Source organism: Streptomyces sp. NPDC052910 (genome assembly GCF_055585605.1).
Map to the genome: position 1 here is coordinate 976,910 of NZ_JBVJJR010000001.1, position 18,514 is coordinate 995,423.

16 protein-coding genes are annotated in these 18,514 nt (G+C 71.4%); 6 read left to right on the top strand and 10 right to left on the bottom strand.

The window, feature by feature from the left end:
- Nucleotides 1-614: 614 nt before the first annotated feature.
- The gene (locus ACZ6X9_RS04165) at nucleotides 615-2,702 is read right to left on the bottom strand and encodes a glycosyltransferase (RefSeq protein ID WP_469776334.1); all 2,088 of its coding nucleotides are present in this window, start codon (nucleotides 2,700-2,702) and stop codon (nucleotides 615-617) included.
- Between the two features lie 231 nt (nucleotides 2,703-2,933).
- Nucleotides 2,934-4,592, bottom strand: coding sequence for a beta-N-acetylhexosaminidase (locus tag ACZ6X9_RS04170; protein WP_469776335.1), 1,659 nt, complete (start codon nucleotides 4,590-4,592; stop codon nucleotides 2,934-2,936).
- Nucleotides 4,593-4,927: 335 nt separating this feature from the next.
- Here ACZ6X9_RS04170 and sdhC point away from each other — a divergent pair, with 335 nt between their 5' ends.
- Genes sdhC through ACZ6X9_RS04190 form a run of 4 tightly spaced genes read left to right on the top strand, consistent with a single transcriptional unit; the run spans nucleotide 4,928 to nucleotide 8,320 of the window.
- Entirely contained in the window at nucleotides 4,928-5,308 is a 381-nt protein-coding gene (sdhC, locus tag ACZ6X9_RS04175; RefSeq protein ID WP_223768973.1) for a succinate dehydrogenase, cytochrome b556 subunit, read from the top strand.
- Nucleotides 5,309-5,316: 8 nt separating this feature from the next.
- The gene (locus tag ACZ6X9_RS04180) at nucleotides 5,317-5,787 is read left to right on the top strand and encodes a succinate dehydrogenase hydrophobic membrane anchor subunit (protein WP_436779899.1); all 471 of its coding nucleotides are present in this window, start codon (nucleotides 5,317-5,319) and stop codon (nucleotides 5,785-5,787) included.
- A gap of 20 nt (nucleotides 5,788-5,807) precedes the next feature.
- A complete protein-coding gene (gene sdhA, locus ACZ6X9_RS04185) occupies nucleotides 5,808-7,562 on the top strand; it encodes a succinate dehydrogenase flavoprotein subunit (RefSeq protein WP_469776336.1) in 1,755 nt (584 codons plus the stop codon).
- Nucleotides 7,562-8,320 carry a succinate dehydrogenase iron-sulfur subunit gene (locus tag ACZ6X9_RS04190; RefSeq protein ID WP_469776337.1) on the top strand — a complete coding sequence of 253 codons (759 nt, stop codon included), beginning with the start codon at nucleotides 7,562-7,564 and terminating at the stop codon, nucleotides 8,318-8,320. The genes sdhA and ACZ6X9_RS04190 overlap by 1 nt, the downstream gene beginning before the upstream one ends.
- A gap of 57 nt (nucleotides 8,321-8,377) precedes the next feature.
- On the opposite strand, the gene ACZ6X9_RS04195 is transcribed toward ACZ6X9_RS04190, so the two are convergent.
- The 5 genes from ACZ6X9_RS04195 to ACZ6X9_RS04215 all read right to left on the bottom strand — a co-directional run bounded on the left by ACZ6X9_RS04195 (nucleotide 8,378) and on the right by ACZ6X9_RS04215 (nucleotide 12,696).
- On the bottom strand, nucleotides 8,378-8,908 hold the full coding sequence (locus ACZ6X9_RS04195) for a PadR family transcriptional regulator (protein ID WP_469776649.1): 531 nt from the start codon (nucleotides 8,906-8,908) through the stop codon (nucleotides 8,378-8,380).
- A 90-nt stretch (nucleotides 8,909-8,998) separates the two neighbouring features.
- Nucleotides 8,999-9,991, bottom strand: a complete 993-nt coding sequence (locus ACZ6X9_RS04200; RefSeq protein WP_469776338.1) for an aldo/keto reductase — start codon at nucleotides 9,989-9,991, stop codon at nucleotides 8,999-9,001.
- A 172-nt stretch (nucleotides 9,992-10,163) separates the two neighbouring features.
- Nucleotides 10,164-10,595 (bottom strand): YybH family protein, encoded by a 432-nt coding sequence (locus ACZ6X9_RS04205; RefSeq protein WP_469776339.1) that lies wholly within the window; start codon nucleotides 10,593-10,595, stop codon nucleotides 10,164-10,166.
- 127 nt (nucleotides 10,596-10,722) lie between these two features.
- Nucleotides 10,723-12,168: an ABC transporter substrate-binding protein gene (locus ACZ6X9_RS04210; protein WP_469776340.1), complete on the bottom strand. Its 1,446-nt coding sequence runs from the start codon at nucleotides 12,166-12,168 to the stop codon at nucleotides 10,723-10,725.
- Nucleotides 12,169-12,414: 246 nt separating this feature from the next.
- The gene (locus ACZ6X9_RS04215; protein ID WP_469776341.1) at nucleotides 12,415-12,696 is read right to left on the bottom strand and encodes an SCO4848 family membrane protein; all 282 of its coding nucleotides are present in this window, start codon (nucleotides 12,694-12,696) and stop codon (nucleotides 12,415-12,417) included.
- A gap of 358 nt (nucleotides 12,697-13,054) precedes the next feature.
- Here ACZ6X9_RS04215 and ACZ6X9_RS04220 point away from each other — a divergent pair, with 358 nt between their 5' ends.
- Nucleotides 13,055-14,215 (top strand): D-alanyl-D-alanine carboxypeptidase family protein, encoded by a 1,161-nt coding sequence (locus ACZ6X9_RS04220; protein WP_469776650.1) that lies wholly within the window; start codon nucleotides 13,055-13,057, stop codon nucleotides 14,213-14,215.
- A 45-nt stretch (nucleotides 14,216-14,260) separates the two neighbouring features.
- Here the strand turns inward: ACZ6X9_RS04220 and ACZ6X9_RS04225 are convergent, their stop codons facing one another.
- The 3 genes from ACZ6X9_RS04225 to trpS form a co-directional block, all read right to left on the bottom strand.
- Entirely contained in the window at nucleotides 14,261-15,151 is an 891-nt protein-coding gene (locus ACZ6X9_RS04225; protein WP_469776342.1) for a YihY/virulence factor BrkB family protein, read from the bottom strand.
- Between the two features lie 167 nt (nucleotides 15,152-15,318).
- Nucleotides 15,319-15,909, bottom strand: a complete 591-nt coding sequence (locus ACZ6X9_RS04230; RefSeq protein ID WP_469776343.1) for a 2'-5' RNA ligase family protein — start codon at nucleotides 15,907-15,909, stop codon at nucleotides 15,319-15,321.
- Between the two features lie 194 nt (nucleotides 15,910-16,103).
- Nucleotides 16,104-17,117, bottom strand: a complete 1,014-nt coding sequence (gene trpS, locus ACZ6X9_RS04235; RefSeq protein WP_436778778.1) for a tryptophan--tRNA ligase — start codon at nucleotides 17,115-17,117, stop codon at nucleotides 16,104-16,106.
- A 102-nt stretch (nucleotides 17,118-17,219) separates the two neighbouring features.
- Here trpS and rocD point away from each other — a divergent pair, with 102 nt between their 5' ends.
- The gene (rocD, locus tag ACZ6X9_RS04240; protein ID WP_469776344.1) at nucleotides 17,220-18,425 is read left to right on the top strand and encodes an ornithine--oxo-acid transaminase; all 1,206 of its coding nucleotides are present in this window, start codon (nucleotides 17,220-17,222) and stop codon (nucleotides 18,423-18,425) included.
- Nucleotides 18,426-18,514 lie beyond the last annotated feature (89 nt).

Below are 18,514 nucleotides of genomic sequence, written 5' to 3' on the forward strand. Positions count from 1 at the left end.
CCTCGGGCTGCCGCTGTTCGGCGCCGCACGCCGCGCAGCGGCCGTCCGGGCCCACGGCGGCGGCACGGCATCGACCGCACGGATACATCTCTTCGGTCCCCCCACGGAACGCCGGATCGGCACCGGAACGGCACCGGTGAGTCGACTGCTCGTCGGCGCCGGCCTGACGGGCGGGCGACGGCCGGCGGGCCGTCGCGTGCGCACCGGGCGACGCGGCCCGCACGTTACGTGCAACGGACCGCTTCCGTCCAGAAGAGGCCGGAGGGGAACCGCCGACCGGAGGGAACCGGCCGGAAGCGGCCGGCCGGGACGGCTCCGCCTCGTCCTCGAGTCCCAGCCCCGGGAGGGTCGGCGGGACGTTTCCCCCGCGCGCCCTGTGACGGATTCCGGCCGTTCGGCGCTGAAGGGAGTGCGGGCCTCACCGGGGTCCGCGAGCGGACGGCGGTCGCGGCCTCTCCTGTGGGGGGTGGGGGCCCGGCCGTCTCCGCGGCACGGACCCCGCGCGCCCCACCGCGCCCCGGCCTGGCACCTCCGGCCCCACACCCCCGGCCTGACACTCCCGGCCCACATCCCCGTTCCCACACCCGCGGCCCCCACGCCTCCGGGGCCCCGCCTCACTCCTCCGCGGCGATGTCCTTCACCGAGATCGTCAGGTCGTTCGTCACCGTGAAGAACGGCCGCAGCCGCACCCCGTCCCGGTCCGCCGCCGGGAAGGTGTCGATCCCCTTGCGGTCCGCGAAGTCGCCGGACAGCCGGCCGAGACGGACCGGAGCGGCGCCCGCGCCGGGCCGTACGTACAGGTCCCACAGGTCCTGCTCGTCGCCCCTGCGCCGCCACATCGGCTCGTACGGCAGCCGTCCGGTGCCGCCCTCCAGCGGCGCGCGGACGTCGGCCACCTCGCCGTCGGCGCCGCGCAGCCGGGCGATCAGCTCGGCGCCCTCGCGGAGCTCGACACCGTGGGCGGCCACCGTGAGGGTGACCGCGCCCTCCCCTCCTTCTCGGGCCGGCCCCACCCGGACGTCCGTCACCTCGGCGTGCCGTTCTCGCAGCCAGGTGCGGACGGCGAGGAAGCCGTCGCTGGTCTCGTACGGGATCCAGGGCGCGACGCCGGACGGGCCTGTCTGAAGGCCCAGCCCGAGCAGGGCCTTCTGCTCGACGAGGACGGCGGTCAGCCGGCGCCGCGACTTGTCGGCCTTGCGCTCGGCGTAGCTGTCCCAGCGCCCCTCGGGCAGGGTGTGCGCGGCGCGCTCGAAGCGGGCCTCGGCCCACTCGGCGCCGGCGGTGCGCCGGAGCGGGACGCGGACGGCTTCCTTGCCCTTGCTGCCGCGGTGGCGGAGCAGCAGGTGGGAGTCGTCGGCGGTGAGCTGCTCGGCTCGCACCCGGAAGACGAGGGAGCCGTCGGCGGCGACGGCGCAGCGTGCCTCGGGGTGGGCGGTCTCGGTGGGCGTGGAGACGGCGGGTGCGGCCTGCTGCTTGCGGCCGCCGCCGAAGAGGCCGCGGAGCAGGCCGCCCTTCTTCGCGGGGGCGGTGCAGCCGGGGCGGAGTTCCTCGAAGAGCCGCTCGTAGCGCTGCGCGATGGCGTCGGGCTCGTAGCGGTGGGCGGCGGCGCGGGCGGCGGCACCGAGCCGGGCGCGGAGTCCGTCGTCGCCGGTGAGCTTGAGGAGTGCTTCGGCGTAGGCGTCCACGGTCTCGGACTCGCCGCCGGGGGCGAGCGGGACGAGGACGCCGTCGGTGCCGTCGTCGAGGATCTCGCGCGGGCCGTAGGGGCAGTCGGTGGCGACCACCGGCAGTCCGGCGTGCATGGCCTCGACGATGGTCATGCCGAAGGACTCGGCGTCGGAGGCGACGGCGGCGACGGCGCCCTTGGCCCACTCGGTCTCGATGGGCGAGCGGGCACCCATGAGGGTGATCCGCTCGTAGAGGCCCAGTTCCTCGATCTGGCGGCGGAGCCTGGCCTTGGAGGTGCCGCGGCCGTAGATGCGGAGCTGCCAGTCGGGGCGCTCGTCGGCGATCTTCGCGAAGGCGTTGACGAGCCGGTCGTAGCGTTTGACGCCGACGAGCCGGCCGGCCGAGACGATGATCTTCGAGTTGCCGTCGGAGGGCTCGGCGGCCGGGGCGGGGACGGCGTTGGGGACGGACAGCACCTGCGCGCGGCGGTCGGCGGGGAGGGCGTCGCGGTAGTGGCCGGCGTCGGCCTCGGAGACGGTGACGAAGGCGTCGAGGGCGGCGATGGCCTGGTCCATCACGGCGTGCAGCTCGGGGACGTGGGCCTCGTGGGTGAGGTGTTCCTGGCCGAGGCGCAGGTAGCGGTCGCTGCCGTACCGGGCGAGGTAGCCGATGAGCTTGGGGCGGGTGGCGATGACGACGTCCGCGTCGGTGGCCGCGAGGTGGGCGGCGACGCGTTCGTCGGTGAGGGCGGTGGCGGCCATCCGGCCGTTGTCGATGCGCTCGTCGCGGAAGATCGCACTGGGCCGCTGGTTGAGGGGCGCGCCGTACTCGTCGCCGTCGGTGCCCTCGCGCAGGTCGACGAGGGGGGTCAGCCGGACGCGCGGGTCGATCGTGAGCTCGGGCTCGTCCACGGGGCGGTTGACGCTGATGATGCGGACCTCGTGCCGGTCGGCGAGGGCGGTGGCGAGGTTGACGGTCGAACGGATGGTTCCGCCGATGCCGTACGCATTGTGCAGCAGGAATTCGATCTTCATCCGGGCCCTCGTTCAGTGCGATGGGCGCGCGAGCGCGCACGTCCGCCGTGGACAACTGCGCCGCGCACCGGCCGATGCCTTCCGCTTGGACAACGACCGGACGCCGCGCATGGTTCAACCCCGGAGGCTAGCCCGCTTTGCAGGTGTGTGGGGAGCGCCCTCCCCCGGCCCGCCCCCAACCCGTTCCCAAGGCCCGGCAAACCGGTCGAAAGCCCGCCGGGCGCCCGGGTTTCAGCCCCCTCGGACGGCGGTGTACAGGGCGCCGAACTCCTGCCAGGGCATCCGCGGCGGGCGCGGATCCCACAGCCGCTGGGACACGGCGGCCAGCGGCATCCGGATTCCGTTTGCCACCTGGTCGGGGGTCTGGGCGTCGGCGTGGTCGCACCAGACGGCGAACCGGCCGCCCGGCACCCGGCGCGGGTCCGCCGTCCCGGCCGCCACCGGCCTGGTGCCGCGCAGCACGGCCGGGGACCACTCCTTGTAGATCAGCTCGCCGGTGGGGTAGCGGAACTCGTTCGGCTCCCCGAGCACGTAGTAGAGGTACTGGTCGTTCAGGTTGACGACCGTACGTCCCTCGTTCAGGTATTCCTGCGGGTCCCGGGCGCCGAGCTCGCGCCCGGTCCAGTATTCGACCTCGATGGACTGGTCGGGGGCGACGAGGCCGCCGCGGAAGAAGCCGTCGTTCCACGCCTTGGCCTTCTTGCCGAGGGAGCGGACGACGGCGGCCCGGTCGTTGAGCCAGGCGGTGGCCAGGTCCTGCACCCGGCCCTGCGAGCCGTAGCGCTGCCGGGCGAGGTCGGCGAGGTGCGGGTAGGAGCCCTGCGGGTCCCGGGCCATCAGGGCGCGGTACTCGTCGGCGCCCAGGTGCCAGTACGGGCCGGGGAAGAGCGGCGTGAACTCGCGCAGCAGGTCGTCCACGATGCGCGCCGCGCCCGGCAGGGAGACGTCCACGGCGCCCCGGGACGGGGTGCCGGTCGCGTCCCTGAGCTGGAGGTCCGGGTGGGCCTTGAGGACGGCGCCCAGGTGGCCGGGCGAGTCGATCTCGGGGACGACGGTGATGTGCAGCGAGCCGGCGAGGGCGACGATACGGCGGACCTCGGCCTTGGTGAGGTGCTCCGGGGAGACGATCTCCGGGTGGCTCTCGCTCTCGATGCGGAAGCCCTGGTCGTCGGAGAAGTGCAGGCCGAGCTGGTTGAGCTTGAGGTCGGCCATCTCGCGGAGCCGGGCCTCGATCCACTCGGCGGTGAAGTGCTTGCGCGCGGTGTCGAGCTGGAGACCGCGCTGGGGGCGGTCGGGCGCGTCCGCGATCACGCCTTCGGGGAGCCCGCCGCCGGAGCGGACGGACTGGACGAGGGTGCGGGTGCCGTAGAAGACGCCGGCCTCGTCGGGGGCGGTGATCAGCACCCTGCCGTCGCGGGTGGTGAGCTCGTAGCTCTCGGGGCCGCCGCGCTGGCCGGGGCGGAGCGCCAGTTCGACGTCGCCGGCGTGGGCCGGCCCGGGGGCGATGGTGACCTTGAGCTCACCGGCCAGCCGCCGGGCCTCGTCGGCGAGCGGCCCGTCGGGGTCGGTGACGACCCGGACGGCGGAGGTGGGCCGCCAGCCGGGGCCGCCCCGGGCGGTGAAGGAGCGGACGGCCGGGACCGTGCGCGGCGTGCCGGTGACGGGTGTGACCTTGGGTGCGCTGGAAGGCGCCGCCGCCTGGGTGGAGCGGGCGTCGTCCCGCCCGCCGCCCCGGCCGGACGGCGCCGCTCCACCGTCGTGGGAGCAGCCGGCGGCGGCCGGCAGGCTGAGCGCGGCGAGCAGCGCGACGACGGTGCGCGGCCGGCGGGGCGCGACACGCCTGCCCCGCGGCGGACGAGGGATACGGGTGATTCTGACAGGCAGTCCCATGGAGCAAAACCTCCCAATCGCGGAAAAGATAGGGCTTTCCGCCGCCGACAGCCTCGAATACCCGCCCGACAACTCTCCCTTATGGGTGAATTTCCGGCAGTGAACCAGGGCCATTCGGCCAACCATGGCGCCCCACGCGGCCCTCGTCCACCATCGCCGACCCGTACATGCCAGTTTGATCACACCAGGGCGACCCCGCGCGACCGAACCGACAAGGCGTCGCTACGATGGCCAGGGCCGGTGGACCGTACCCGGCCGGGCCCGACCGACAGTGCAGTCCTGACTGGGTTACAAGCTGGCGGCAGCCCCCAATCCCCGCTCCCGGAGGGTTTTCCGTGTCGGCTGGAACGCTGTACCGCGGCCGGGAAGGCATGTGGTCCTGGGTGGCTCACCGAGTCACCGGCGTCCTCATTTTCTTCTTCCTGTTCGTGCACGTCCTGGACACCGCTCTCGTCCGCGTCTCCCCGGAGGCGTACGACGACGTCGTCGCGACGTACAAGACACCCGTCGTCAACGTGATGGAGTACGGCCTCGTCGCCGCCATCCTCTTCCACGCGCTCAACGGCCTCCGCGTCATCGCGGTGGACTTCTGGTCCAAGGGCCCGCGGTACCAGAAGCAGATGCTGTGGACCGTCGTGGGCGTCTGGGTCGTCCTGATGGCCGGCGCCTTCTACCCCGTGCTCAGCCACACGCTGCACACGCTGTTCGGGAGCTGACGCTAGACATGTCCGCTGAAACCACCCCCGCGTCCGCCGAGGGCGTCTCGCTCTACGACGTCGACAACCCGGCCCCGCTCATCGAGGCGCCGCGCAAGCGCACCAAGAAGACGCCGAAGTCGACCCGCACCAACTTCGAGCTGTACGGCTGGCTCTTCATGCGGCTGTCCGGCATCGTGCTCGTCGTCCTGGTCCTGGGCCACCTCCTGATCCAGTTGGTGCTGGACGGCGGTGTCACCAAGATCGGCTTCGCCTTCGTGGCCGGCCGCTGGGCCTCGCCGTTCTGGCAGGCGTGGGACCTGATCATGCTGTGGCTCGCCATGCTGCACGGCGCCAACGGCCTCCGTACGGTCATCAACGACTACGCGGAGCGGGACACCACCCGCTTCTGGCTGAAGATGCTGCTGTACACCGCCACGGTGTTCACCGTCCTGCTGGGCACGCTGGTGATCTTCACCTTCGACCCGAACATCCGCTAGAGCCCGGGGCTGACGCGACCATGAAGATCCACAAGTACGACACCGTCATCGTCGGCGCCGGTGGCGCCGGCATGCGCGCGGCCATCGAGGCGACCAAGCGCAGCCGCACCGCGGTGCTCACCAAGCTGTACCCCACCCGCTCCCACACCGGCGCGGCCCAGGGCGGCATGGCCGCCGCCCTCGCCAACGTCGAGGAGGACAACTGGGAGTGGCACACCTTCGACACGGTCAAGGGCGGTGACTACCTGGTCGACCAGGACGCCGCCGAGATCCTGGCGAAGGAGGCCATCGACGCGGTCCTCGACCTCGAGAAGATGGGCCTGCCGTTCAACCGCACCCCGGACGGCACCATCGACCAGCGCCGCTTCGGCGGTCACAGCCGCAACCACGGCGAGGCCCCGGTCCGCCGGTCCTGCTACGCCGCGGACCGCACCGGCCACATGATCCTCCAGACGCTGTACCAGAACTGCGTCAAGGAGGGCGTGGAGTTCTTCAACGAGTTCTACGTCCTCGACCAGCTCATCACCGAGGTGGACGGGGTCAAGAAGTCCGCCGGTGTGGTCGCCTACGAGCTGGCCACCGGCGAGATCCACATCTTCCAGGCCAAGTCGGTCATCTACGCCTCCGGCGGCACCGGCAAGTTCTTCAAGGTGACCTCCAACGCGCACACCCTCACCGGTGACGGCCAGGCGGCCTGCTACCGGCGCGGTCTGCCGCTGGAGGACATGGAGTTCTTCCAGTTCCACCCGACCGGCATCTGGCGCATGGGCATCCTGCTGACGGAGGGCGCCCGCGGTGAGGGCGGCATCCTCCGCAACAAGGACGGCGAGCGCTTCATGGAGAAGTACGCGCCGGTCATGAAGGACCTCGCGTCCCGTGACGTCGTCTCCCGCTCCATCTACACGGAGATCCGCGAGGGCCGCGGCTGCGGTCCCGAGGGCGACCACGTCTACCTGGACCTGACGCACCTGCCGCCGGAGCAGTTGGACGCCAAGCTGCCGGACATCACCGAGTTCGCGCGGACCTACCTCGGCATCGAGCCCTACACGGACCCGATCCCGATCCAGCCCACCGCGCACTACGCCATGGGCGGCATCCCGACCAACGTCGAGGGCGAGGTGCTGGCCGACAACGACACCGTCGTCCCGGGCCTGTACGCCGCCGGCGAGGTCGCCTGCGTGTCCGTCCACGGCGCCAACCGCCTGGGCACCAACTCGCTGCTGGACATCAACGTCTTCGGCAAGCGCGCGGGCATCGCCGCCGCCGAGTACGCGCACAAGGCCGACTTCGTCGAGCTGCCGGAGGACCCGGCCGCGTTCGTCCGGGAGCAGGTCGAGCGGCTGCGCGAGTCCACGGGCAGCGAGCGGGTCGCCGAGCTCCGCAAGGAGCTGCAGGAGACCATGGACGCCAACGTCATGGTCTTCCGCACCGAGCAGACCATCAAGACGGCCGTCGAGAAGATCGCCGAGCTGCGCAAGCGCTACAAGAACGTGTCCGTCCAGGACAAGGGCAAGCGCTTCAACACCGACCTGCTGGAGGCCATCGAGCTGGGCAACCTGCTCGACCTGGCCGAGGTCATGGCGGTCTCCGCGCTCGCGCGCAAGGAGTCCCGCGGTGGTCACTACCGCGAGGACTACCCCAACCGCGACGACGTCAACTTCATGCGCCACACCATGGCGTACCGCGAGGTCGACGCGGACGGCAGGGATTCGATCCGGCTCGACTACAAGCCGGTCGTGCAGACCCGCTACCAGCCCATGGAGCGTAAGTACTGATGAGCACCGCGATCGAAGACAAGGTGGAGGCCGCGAGCAAGGCCTCCCCCTACATCACGGTCACCTTCCGCGTCCGCCGGTTCAACCCGGAGGTCTCCGCCGAGGCGACCTGGCAGGACTTCGAGGTCGAGATCGACCCGAAGGAGCGCGTGCTCGACGGTCTGCACAAGATCAAGTGGGAACTGGACGGTTCGCTGACCTTCCGCCGGTCCTGCGCCCACGGCATCTGCGGCTCCGACGCCATGCGCATCAACGGCCGCAACCGCCTCGCGTGCAAGACGCTGATCAAGGACATCAACCCCGAGAAGCCGATCACGGTGGAGCCCATCAAGGGCCTCACGGTCCTGAAGGACCTCGTGGTCGACATGGAGCCGTTCTTCCAGGCGTACCGGGACGTGATGCCGTTCCTGATCACCAAGGGCAACGAGCCGACGCGCGAGCGCCTGCAGTCCGCCGAGGACCGCGAGCGCTTCGACGACACCACCAAGTGCATCCTGTGCGCCGCGTGCACGTCCTCGTGCCCGGTGTTCTGGAACGACGGCCAGTACTTCGGCCCGGCGGCGATCGTCAACGCCCACCGCTTCATCTTCGACTCGCGTGACGAGGCCGGCGAGCAGCGGCTGGAGATCCTGAACGACAAGGACGGCGTCTGGCGCTGCCGGACCACCTTCAACTGCACCGACGCCTGCCCGCGCGGCATCGAGGTGACGAAGGCGATCCAGGAGGTCAAGCGAGCGCTGATCACGCGCCGCTTCTGATCCCCGTCGTACGTACGAAGGGCCCCCGCTCCTCCTGGAGCGGGGGCCCTTCGGCGTTCACCCCGGCCGTTCCAGCTCCGCGATCGTCTCCTCCAGCCAGGCGAGTTCGGCCCGGGAGGTGGCGCGGGCGATGGTGAGGACGCCGCGCCGGAACGGGTCGTCCACGTCCTCGGCGCCCAGCGGCCGGTCGCCGTCGTAGAAGAAGCTGCTCGGTTCGCGGAGGAACGCCAGCCGTCTGCGCAGGACGCCGGCCTGCGCCTGCCGGTCCGGGAGGTGGCGGAGGAAGGCGAGGAGCACGAACCACCGGTTCTCGTCGGTGACGAACGGCTCCGCGGGCTCCCGCAGCCGCTCCAGCAACGTCCGCCGGCCCTCCCCGGTCAGGCTGAGCACGTGCCGGGGCGCCGCCACCGCCCCCTGCCGCGCCTCCCGGACGAGCAGCCCGGCCGCCTCCATGCGCTTGATCGCCGGGTAGAGGGTGCCGTGGCTGATCGCCTTGACGTGCCCGGTGAGGCGGGCGATGCGGGTGCGCAGCTCGTAGCCGTGCAGGGGTTCCTCGTGGAGGAACCCCAGGACGGCGAGGTCCAGCAGGCCTGACATGGCGGAGAGCCTAACCCGCGGGGTCTCGGTCGGGCGTGCGGGATCGGCCGTCGGCGAAGGGGTCACGCGTTGACGAAGGGATCAGGCGTTGACGAAGGTCAGGCTGGTCTCGTCGTACCGGGAGCCGGCGACCGCCTCGATGGGGGCCGCCTCGTCGATCGCGGCGAGCTCGGCCGGGGAGAGCTCCAGGGTCGCGGCGGCGACGTTCTCCTCCAGGTACTTCTCGCGGCGGGTGCCCGGGATCGGCACGACGTCCTCGCCGCGGTGCTGGACCCAGGCGAGGGCCAGTTGGCCGGCGGTGACGCCGCGGTCGGCGGCCAGCGCCTCCAGCCGCTCGACGATCGCCAGGTTCTTCTCCAGGTTGCCGTCGGCGAAGCGCGGCTGGGTGCGCCGGATGTCCGTCTTCTCCAGCCCGTCCATGGAGGTGTAGCGGCCGGTGAGGAAGCCGCGGCCGAGGGGCGAGAACGGGACGACGCCGATGCCGAGTTCACGGCAGGCGGGCAGCACGTCGGTCTCGATGTCGCGGGTCCACAGCGACCACTCGCTCTGCAGCGCGGCGATCGGGTGGACGGCGTGCGCCCTGCGGATGGTGGCGGCGCTCGCCTCGGAGAGGCCGAGGTACCGCACCTTGCCCTCCGCGACCAGCTCGGCCATCGCCCCGACGGTCTCCTCTATCGGCACGTTCCGGTCGACGCGGTGGGCGTAGTAGAGGTCGATGTGGTCGAGGCCGAGCCGGCGCAGCGACGCCTCGCACGCCTGCCGGACATACGCCGCGTCGCCGCGGATCACCGGGGGCTCGCCCAGTCGGTTGGCGAACCCGAACTTGGTGGCGACGACCGCCTGTTCACGCCGTCCGGGGGCGGCGAGGGCCCGGCCGATCAGCTCCTCGTTGTGGCCGCTGCCGTAGTAGTCGGAGGTGTCGAGCAGGGTGACACCCAGGTCGAGGGCGCGGTGCAGGGTGGCGACCGACTGGTCGTCGTCCGAGGCTCCGTACGCGTGGCTCATGCCCATGCAGCCGAGGCCTTGGGCGCCGACCGTGAGTCCGCCGAGCCGTCGGGTGGGAACGCTGGTCATAACCGGTGCCTCCTGGGGCGTTGTGGTGCGCTGTCGTCCCAGACGGTAGGAGTTGGAGCGCACTCCAAGTCAAGGAGGTTCCGCGACCGGGGCGGGGACGGCGGGCATCCCCGCCGGTGAAGCGCCACGGCGCACGCCCGGGAGCCGGCCAGGCCCTCGTACGCCGCCCGTCTCAGGCCGCCGCCGGGTCGGTGAGGAAGCCGTTCATCCCGGCGATGATCTTCCATCCGTCGTCCTCCCGGGACACGACGTAGAGCGGTGCGCCCTTGGCGCCCTCGACCGGGTCGCCCGTCGGGGAGACCGGCGTCTGGAGGACGTTCACGGCGATCACGTCGGGCCGGATGGTGAACATACGGACGACGTCGTAGCGCACCGGCTGGTCGGGCAGGAGGGGGAACACCGTCCGGGCGGCCTCGGTGATCTCCGCCCGGCCGGTGGCGCGGCGCCCCATGGCGTTGGTCCAAGTGGCGTTCCGCGCGTAGCACTCCCCCAGGGCCCGCGCGTCCTTGGCGTTGAACGCGTCCTGGAGGCCGCGTACGACGTCCCGTACCGCGATGGCGACGTCGGCGGGGACGACGTCGAGGAGTTCGCTGGTCGTTGCCATGGTGAATACCGCTTTCCGTGCCGTGAGCCGGGCTCCGGACCGTCCGGGCCGGTGCCCTCACTCAACAACCTCGACTTCGGTCGAGGTCAAGGGCCGTGGACGGCGGCGACGGTACGGAGTCCGTCGGTCAGATACGACCCAGGCGCCACAGCCGCCACAGCCCCGTGCCGTCCCTCAGGTACTGCGCCCCCGAGATGGACTGCTTGCTCACCTCGAACTCCTTCTTCTGCCACAGCGGCAGCAGCGGCACGTCCTCCGCGATGATCTTCTGGATGGTCCGGTAGTCGTCCGTGCTCCCCTCCCGGCGGCCGTTGCGCTGGGCGTCGTGGATCAGCTTGTCGATCCGGTCGTCGGAGTACCCCGAGTAGAGCGTGTTCCCGGTACCCACGAGCGGGCTGGTGAACGTGTCGGCGTCCGGGTAGTCCGCGACCCAGCCCAGCAGGTACGCGTCGTACTCGCCCTTGGCCCGGCCCTGTTGGAACCGGGTCCAGTCCACGCGCTCGGTCTCGATCCGGAAGAGCCCCGTCGCCTCCAACTGCTTCTTGATCAGGCCGGTCTCCTCGTCCGTGGAGACGCCCTTGGAGTAGGCGAGTCTGAAACGCACCGGCGTCGTCACCCCGGCGGACCGCAGCACCCGGCGGGCGGCCTCCGCGTCCGGGCGCGGGTAGCGGTCGTAGAAGGACGTCGTGTGCCCGAAGAGCCCTTGCGGGATGAGGGAGTAGAGCGGTTCGACCGTCCGGTGGTGGACGTCCCGGGCGACGGCCACCCGGTCCAGGACGGACGCGACGGCGCGCCGGACCGCCACCTCCTTCACCGGGGACTTGCTCTTGAGGTTGAAGACCAGGAAGCGGGTGCTCGCCGAGGCGTTCTCGGTGACCCGGAAATCGTTGTTGTTGAGCGACAGTTCGGCGACATCGGCGGCCGGCATGTCGCGCGAGGCGACGTCGATCTCCTGGCGCTTCCAGGCGTCCCTGAGCTTCGCCGGGGTGGCGAAGTACCGGACGGTGACGGGGATTCCGGATGTCCGGTTGGCGCCCTTGTAGTGCGGGTTGGGCTTCAACTCGGCCTGGCCGTCGGCCCGGAATCCCGCGAGCCGGTACGGACCGGAGCCGTCCAGGTCGTCGCCCGTCCGCACTTTGCCCGCCGGATAGGTGTGGCTGTCCACGATCGACCCCACCCCGGAGGCGATCTTCGAGGGGAAGGTGGCGTCCGGCGTCCGCAGCCGGAAGGTCACCTTGTCGTCCCCCTCGGTCCGCACCGACTCCAGCGTCTCCAGCAGCACCGCGGGCCCCTGCTCGGCCTTGATGCGCAGGATCCGGTCGAAGGAGAACTTGACGTCCTCGGCGGTGAGATCGTGCCCGTTGGCGAACTTCAGCCCGGACCGCAGGGTGCAGGTGTACGTCCGCCGCTCCTCGTCCATGAAACCGCAGCTCTTGGCGGCGTCGGGCGTCGGCTTGTCGGTACCCGGCGTGAACGTGAGCAACGACTGGTAGACATTGCCGAAAAGCGACCACGACCCGGCGTCGTAGACACCGGCCGGATCCAGCCCCATGACCGAATCCGTCGTTCCCACGATGATCGGCTTCTCGTCCCCGTCGTCGGAAGACAGGCTCGAACAGCCGCTCAACCCCACCGACAACAGCGCCAACGCCGCCACAACGACCTTGCTGCGGCTTCGCCTCCGGACCCCACGCATGGCTGCGCCCCCTTTCCGTGACGCGCCTCACCTAAACACACGAACGCGCGTACGTCCGGGGAATCGGCCAAGTGATCGACTTCTGTGGCCGACAGGCTGTCAGGAGACGTGGCCGGGGAACCGCTATGAGGTGCGCCGCAACGCCCTGACCCCACGCAACCCGATGAGGCCGATGACCGTCCCCAGAAGAAAAGAGGTGACCGCCAGCAGCAGATGGACCCAGAAGTACGCGGTCGGCTCACCCGCGTCGTCGAAGGCGAGCCCGCTCCCGTCCTTCCAGAGATTCTTTGCGAAAGTGATCCAGATGAACCAGCTCCACACGCCGAAGGCGAGCAGGAACCAGGAGACGGGGCGGGACAGGGAGGCGGGGGTTCGAGAGGCTGACGAGCCGGAGGGATTCACCATGGGTTTCAGTATGCGATCCGGAGTACGCACTGGTCCTATCGGGTCCTCGGCGGGAGCCCGGGCCACCGGCTCGCCCTCGCGGAGCGGGCGGAACGGTACGTTCACCGGCGTGCCGATCACGACATCACCGAACGCGACGGGCCGGGGGGCGGCGGCGCGCCGCCGCGGCGCGGCCCTGGCGGCCGCCTCCGCCTCGTTGCTGCTGCCCCTCGCCACCGCGGCGCCGGCTTTCGCGGCCCCGCCCGCACCGCCTCCCCCCGGCGCCCCTCACTCCACCCACACCCCGTCCGCCTCGGGAAGCCCCGGAACCGGCCCGAGCGCGACACCGGGCGGAACGCCGAGCGGCTTCCCGAGCGGGCTGCCGAGCGGGACACCGGCCGACGGCAAGGGCCGGCCGCCCAAGCAGCCCCCGGTGAAGATGTCCGAGGTCGGCGGCGAGCTGCTGGGCAAGCCGGGCGTCCAGGTACTGCGCGGGCCGGGCGCGCCCGAGCTGCCGAAGGAACTGAGCGGGGACGCCTGGCTGATCGCCGACGCCGAGTCCGGCGACGTGCTGGCGGCGAAGAACGCCCACTGGCGACTGCCACCGGCCTCCACGCTGAAGATGCTCTTCGCCGACACCCTGCTGCCCAAGTTCCCCAAGGAGCAGCGGCACAAGGTCATCCCGGCCGACCTGGAGGGCATGGGCGAGGGCAGCAGCCAGGTCGGGCTCAAGGAGGAGTCGACCTACTCGGTGGAGGAGCTCTGGCTCGGCGTCTTCCTCCGCTCGGGCAACGACGCGGTGCACGTGCTGTCGGCCATGAACGGCGGCGTCCAGCAGACCGTCCGGGACATGCAGGCGCACGCCGAGCAGCTCCAGGCGAACGACACGCACGTCGTCACCCCCGACGGCTACGACGCGGACGGCCAGGTCTCCAGCGCCTACGACCTCACCCTGTTCGCGCGCTCCGGCCTCCAGAAGCCGGACTTCCGGAAGTACTGCTCCACCGCCACCGCGCAGTTCCCCGGCGAGGAGCGGAAGGGCGGGAAACGGGAGACCTACGGCATCCAGAACACCAACCGGCTGCTGACCGGCCAGGGCGTGCCCTTCTACAAGGGGATCGCGGGAGTGAAGAACGGCTCCACGACCAACGCCGGGAACACCTTCACCGGCGTCGCCCAGCACGATGACCGCAAGCTTCTCGTGACGGTGATGAACCCGGAGACCAAGGAACCCAACGAGGTCTACAAGGAGGCGGCGGCCCTGCTGGACTGGGGCTTCGAGGCGACCGGCCACGTCAAACCCGTCGGCACGCTCGTTCCGCCGCTGAACGCGCCCGGAAAGGACGGCGGGAAGTCCGGAGGCCAGGCCGGGGACAAGGCCCAGGCCTCGGTCACCGGCTCGTCCGGGTCGGGCGGCGGCATGTGGACGGCCGTCGGGATCACCGGCGCCTCGGTGGTGGCGCTGGCCGCGGCGGCGTACGTGGTGCACCGCCGGTGGCCGCTGCCGGACCTGGCCAGGCGGCGCGACGGCCGGAGCTGAGGGAGTGGCGGGGGGGTGACGGCCGCGCGTGGCCGCCGCCCCCCGTCAGTCGTCGGAGTCCTCCGCCATCAGGTCCGCGTCGGCCTTGTCGTGCCGCGTGGTGGCCGTCCAGGCGGCGCAGAACAGCAGCAGCTTGGCGATGAAGTTGATCCACAGCAGCAGGGCGATCGGTGTGCCGAACGCGCCGTACATGCTCTTGGCCGCCACGCCGCTCAGATAGCCGCCGATGACCAGCTTGAGCACTTCCAGGCCCACCGCGCCGAGCAGCGCGGCGACCACCAGCGTCCGGGGGGCGGGCTGGACGCGGGGCAGCCGGGTGAGGACGTAGAGCAGCAGGAGGAAGTCGGCGAGCACACCGGCACAGAACCCGGCGGCGGTCAGCAGCGCGCCGCCGACGCCGGCGGTGGGCAGGCCGGTCTTGTCCGCCGACCAGGTGACGGCCGTCGAGGCGAACGTCGAGCAGCCGAGGGACAGCAGGGCCGTCCCGCCGAGGCCGAGCAGCACGCCCGCGTCCTTCAGTCGCAGCAGGAACGGGTTGCCCGGGCTCTCCTCCAGCTCCCACACCGCGCGCAGGCACTCGCGCAGCGTGCCGATCCAGTTGACACCGGTGAACAGCAGCAGGGCACCGGCCACGACGCCGACGGTGCCGGCGTTGTCCACCAGCGAGCCGATGTCGAGGGCGCCGGAGATGCCGGGCACCTGCTCGGCGAGCTTCTGCTCCAGGTCCTGCACCTGTTTGTCGCTGAGTATCGCGGCGGCGACGGCCGCGCCCAGGGTGAGCAGCGGAAACAGGGCGACGAAGCTCGTGAAGGTGATCGCCGCGGCGAGCCGCGTCCACTTCACGCGGTCGAGGGTCTCGTACGAGCGCCACGCGTGGGTCCGCGACAGTCGGGCCGCGGCGGGCCCGACCACCGGCAGCCGGAACAACCAGTCCATGATCCACGTCTACCCCATGCGGGCGGCGCTCACCGCTCGACGGGGTGCGCGCCCGGGGGCGCGCGCCGGGGCCCGGCGGCGCACGGCCGGCGCCCGGCGGTCGGGCGGCTCCTGCGATCAGCCGGCGCACGGCCGGTCGGGCGGAGCGCCCGGCGGCCGGCCTGCGCTCAGCGGGAGGCCGCGGGCGGCCGGAACGCGCCCGTCTGGCGCGGCACGGCGGCCGGGACCGGTTCCTCCCGGCCGAAGGGGTACTCGCGGTCCAGCCGCCAGACGCCGTCGGCCCCCTGCTCGTAGAGCGCGAAGCCGTCGATCGTCCAGGCGGCCTCGTAGTCCGCCAGTTCCTCGTAGGCCCGGTCCATGGCCTCCTCGGCGATGCCGTGGGCGACCGTCACGTGCGGGTGGTACGGGAACTGGAGCTCGCGGGCCAGCGGCCCGGCCGCGTCCCGGATCCGCTTCTGCAGCCAGGAGCAGGCCGCGGAGCCCTCCACCACGTTGACGAAGACCACCGGCGAGAGCGGGCGGAAGGTGCCCGTCCCGGCCAGCCGCATGGGGAACGGGCGGCCGGCCGCGGCGACCTCGGCGAGGTACGCCTCGATCACGGGGAGCGACGACGCCTCGACCTCGGTGGGCGGGAGGAGGGTGACATGTGTGGGGATGCCGTGCGCGTGGGGGTCCCCGAAGCCCTCGCGGCGCTTCTGGAGGAAGCTGCCGTACGGCTCCGGGACCGCGATCGAAACGCCGAGCGTTACGGTCCCCATCGAGTTCTCCCTCCTGTGCGCCTGTAGGTCCCCGTGGTCAGTGTGGCGGCTGCGCCGCGTCCCCTGCCAGGTGTCCTGGTCCCGGGCGCGGGAGGACGGCCGTCCTCCCTGCGCCTTCGGACCGTCCGGACTTGTCCGGTGTGACGGACTTCTCACGCCCGGTGCCACCCCGTGCCGTCCGATGCCGGAGCGGCTCAGTGCTTGGCGGGCAGGAAGCCCACCTTCTCGTACGCCTGGGCGAGGGTCTCGGCCGCGACGGCACGGGCCTTCTCGGCGCCCTTGGCCAGGACAGAGTCCAGCGTCTCGGGGTCGTCCAGATATTCCTGCGTACGGGCACGGAACGGCGTCACCCACTCCACCATCACCTCGGCGAGGTCGGTCTTGAGCGCACCGTAGCCCTTGCCCTCGTACTTCTGCTCCAGTTCCGCGATTCCCGTCCCGGTGAGCGTGGAGTAGATCGTGAGCAGGTTGCTGACGCCCGGCTTCTCCTCGGGGTCGAAGCGGATCACCGTGTCGGTGTCGGTGACGGCGCTCTTGATCTTCTTCGCGGAGACCTTGGGCTCGTCGAGCAGGTTGATCAGGCCCTTGGTGGTGGACGCCGACTTGCTCATCTTGGCGGTCGGGTCCTGGAGGTCGTAGATCTTCGCGGTCTCGCGGACGATGTGCGCGGCGGGCAGCGTGAAGGTGTCGCCGTACCGGCCGTTGAAGCGCTCGGCGAGGTCACGGGTCAGCTCGATGTGCTGGCGCTGGTCCTCGCCGACCGGGACGGCGTTCGCCTGGTAGAGCAGGATGTCCGCGACCTGGAGGATCGGGTACGTGAAGAGGCCGACCGTCGTCCGGTCGGCGCCCTGCTTGGCCGACTTGTCCTTGAACTGGGTCATCCGGGACGCCTCGCCGAAACCGGTGAGGCAGTTCATCACCCAACCGAGCTGCGCGTGCTCGGGGACGTGGCTCTGGACGAACAGCGTGCAGCGCTCCGGGTCCAGCCCGGCGGCGAGGAGCTGGGCGGCGGCGACGCGGGTGTTGGCGCGCAGCTCCGCCGGGTCCTGCGGGACGGTGATCGCGTGCAGGTCGACGACCATGTAGAACGCGTCGTGCGTCTCCTGGAGCGCCACGTACTGCCGGATGGCACCGAGGTAGTTGCCGAGGTGGAAGGAGCCGGCGGTGGGCTGGATACCGGACAGTGCGCGCGGACGATCAAGGGCCATGCGCACATTCTCTCAGGTGCGGGCGCGGACTCGGTCCGGCGGTGGCCGCGCCGGTGTTAGAAAGGCGGACAACCGCATGCCCCGACCCGAACGGAGCACACGTTGACCGCCACCGAACGCAGCATCGCCGCCGCCGAGGCCCACGGCGCCCACAACTACCACCCCCTTCCGGTCGTGGTGGCGACCGCCGAGGGGGCGTGGATGACCGATGTCGAGGGGCGCCGCTACCTCGACATGCTCGCCGGGTACTCGGCGCTCAATTTCGGCCACGGCAACCGTCGTCTCCTTGACGCCGCCAAGGCCCAACTGGAACGGGTGACCCTCACGTCCCGGGCGTTCCACCACGACCGGTACGCGGAGTTCTGTACCGAGCTCGCCGCGCTCTGCGGCAAGGACATGGTGCTGCCCATGAACACCGGCGCCGAGGCGGTCGAGACCGCCGTCAAGACCGCCCGGAAGTGGGGCTACCGGGTCAAGGGCGTGCCGGACGGCCGGGCGAAGATCATCGTGGCCGAGAACAACTTCCACGGCCGCACCACGACCATCGTCGGCTTCTCGACCGACCCCGAGGCGCGGGCCGACCACGGCCCCTTCACCCCCGGCTTCGAGATCGTCCCCTACGGCGACCAGGCCGCCCTGGAAGCGGCCATGGACGAGCACACGGTGGCCGTGCTGCTGGAACCCGTCCAGGGCGAAGCGGGTGTGCTCGTACCACCGCCCGGCTACCTGGCGGCGGTACGGCGGCTCACCGCCGAACGGAACGTGCTCTTCATCGCGGACGAGATCCAGTCCGGCCTGGGCCGGACGGGCCGGACGTTCGCCTGCGAGCACGAGGGCGTCGTCCCGGACATGTACGTCCTGGGCAAGGCACTCGGCGGCGGCGTCGTCCCGGTGTCCGCCGTCGCCGCCTCCGCGGAGGTACTCGGTGTCCACCGGCCGGGTGAACACGGCTCCACCTTCGGCGGCAACCCCCTCGCCTGCGCCGTCGCCCTCGAAGTGATCGCCCTCCTCAAGACGGGTGAATTCCAGGAGCGCGCCACCCGCCTCGGCGAGCACCTCCACCACGAACTCGGCCTCCTCACCGGCACAGGCGCCGTCGAAGCGGTCCGGGGACGTGGCCTCTGGGCCGGCGTCGACATCGCACCGTCCCGGGGGACCGCGCGGGAGGTGTCCGAGCGGCTCATGAAGCGGGGGGTCCTGGTGAAGGACACACACGGGGCGACGATCCGCATCGCTCCGCCGCTGGTCATCTCCAAGGAAGACCTGGACTGGGGACTGGAACAGTTGCGGGCGGTGCTCGCGGGGTAGGGGGCGGACCCCGGTTCCGCGCCGCCCTCCTCGCGCGCCGGACGGGCTGACGTCCAGCCCGGCCGGCGAAGGGGTCACGCGGAGGCCGT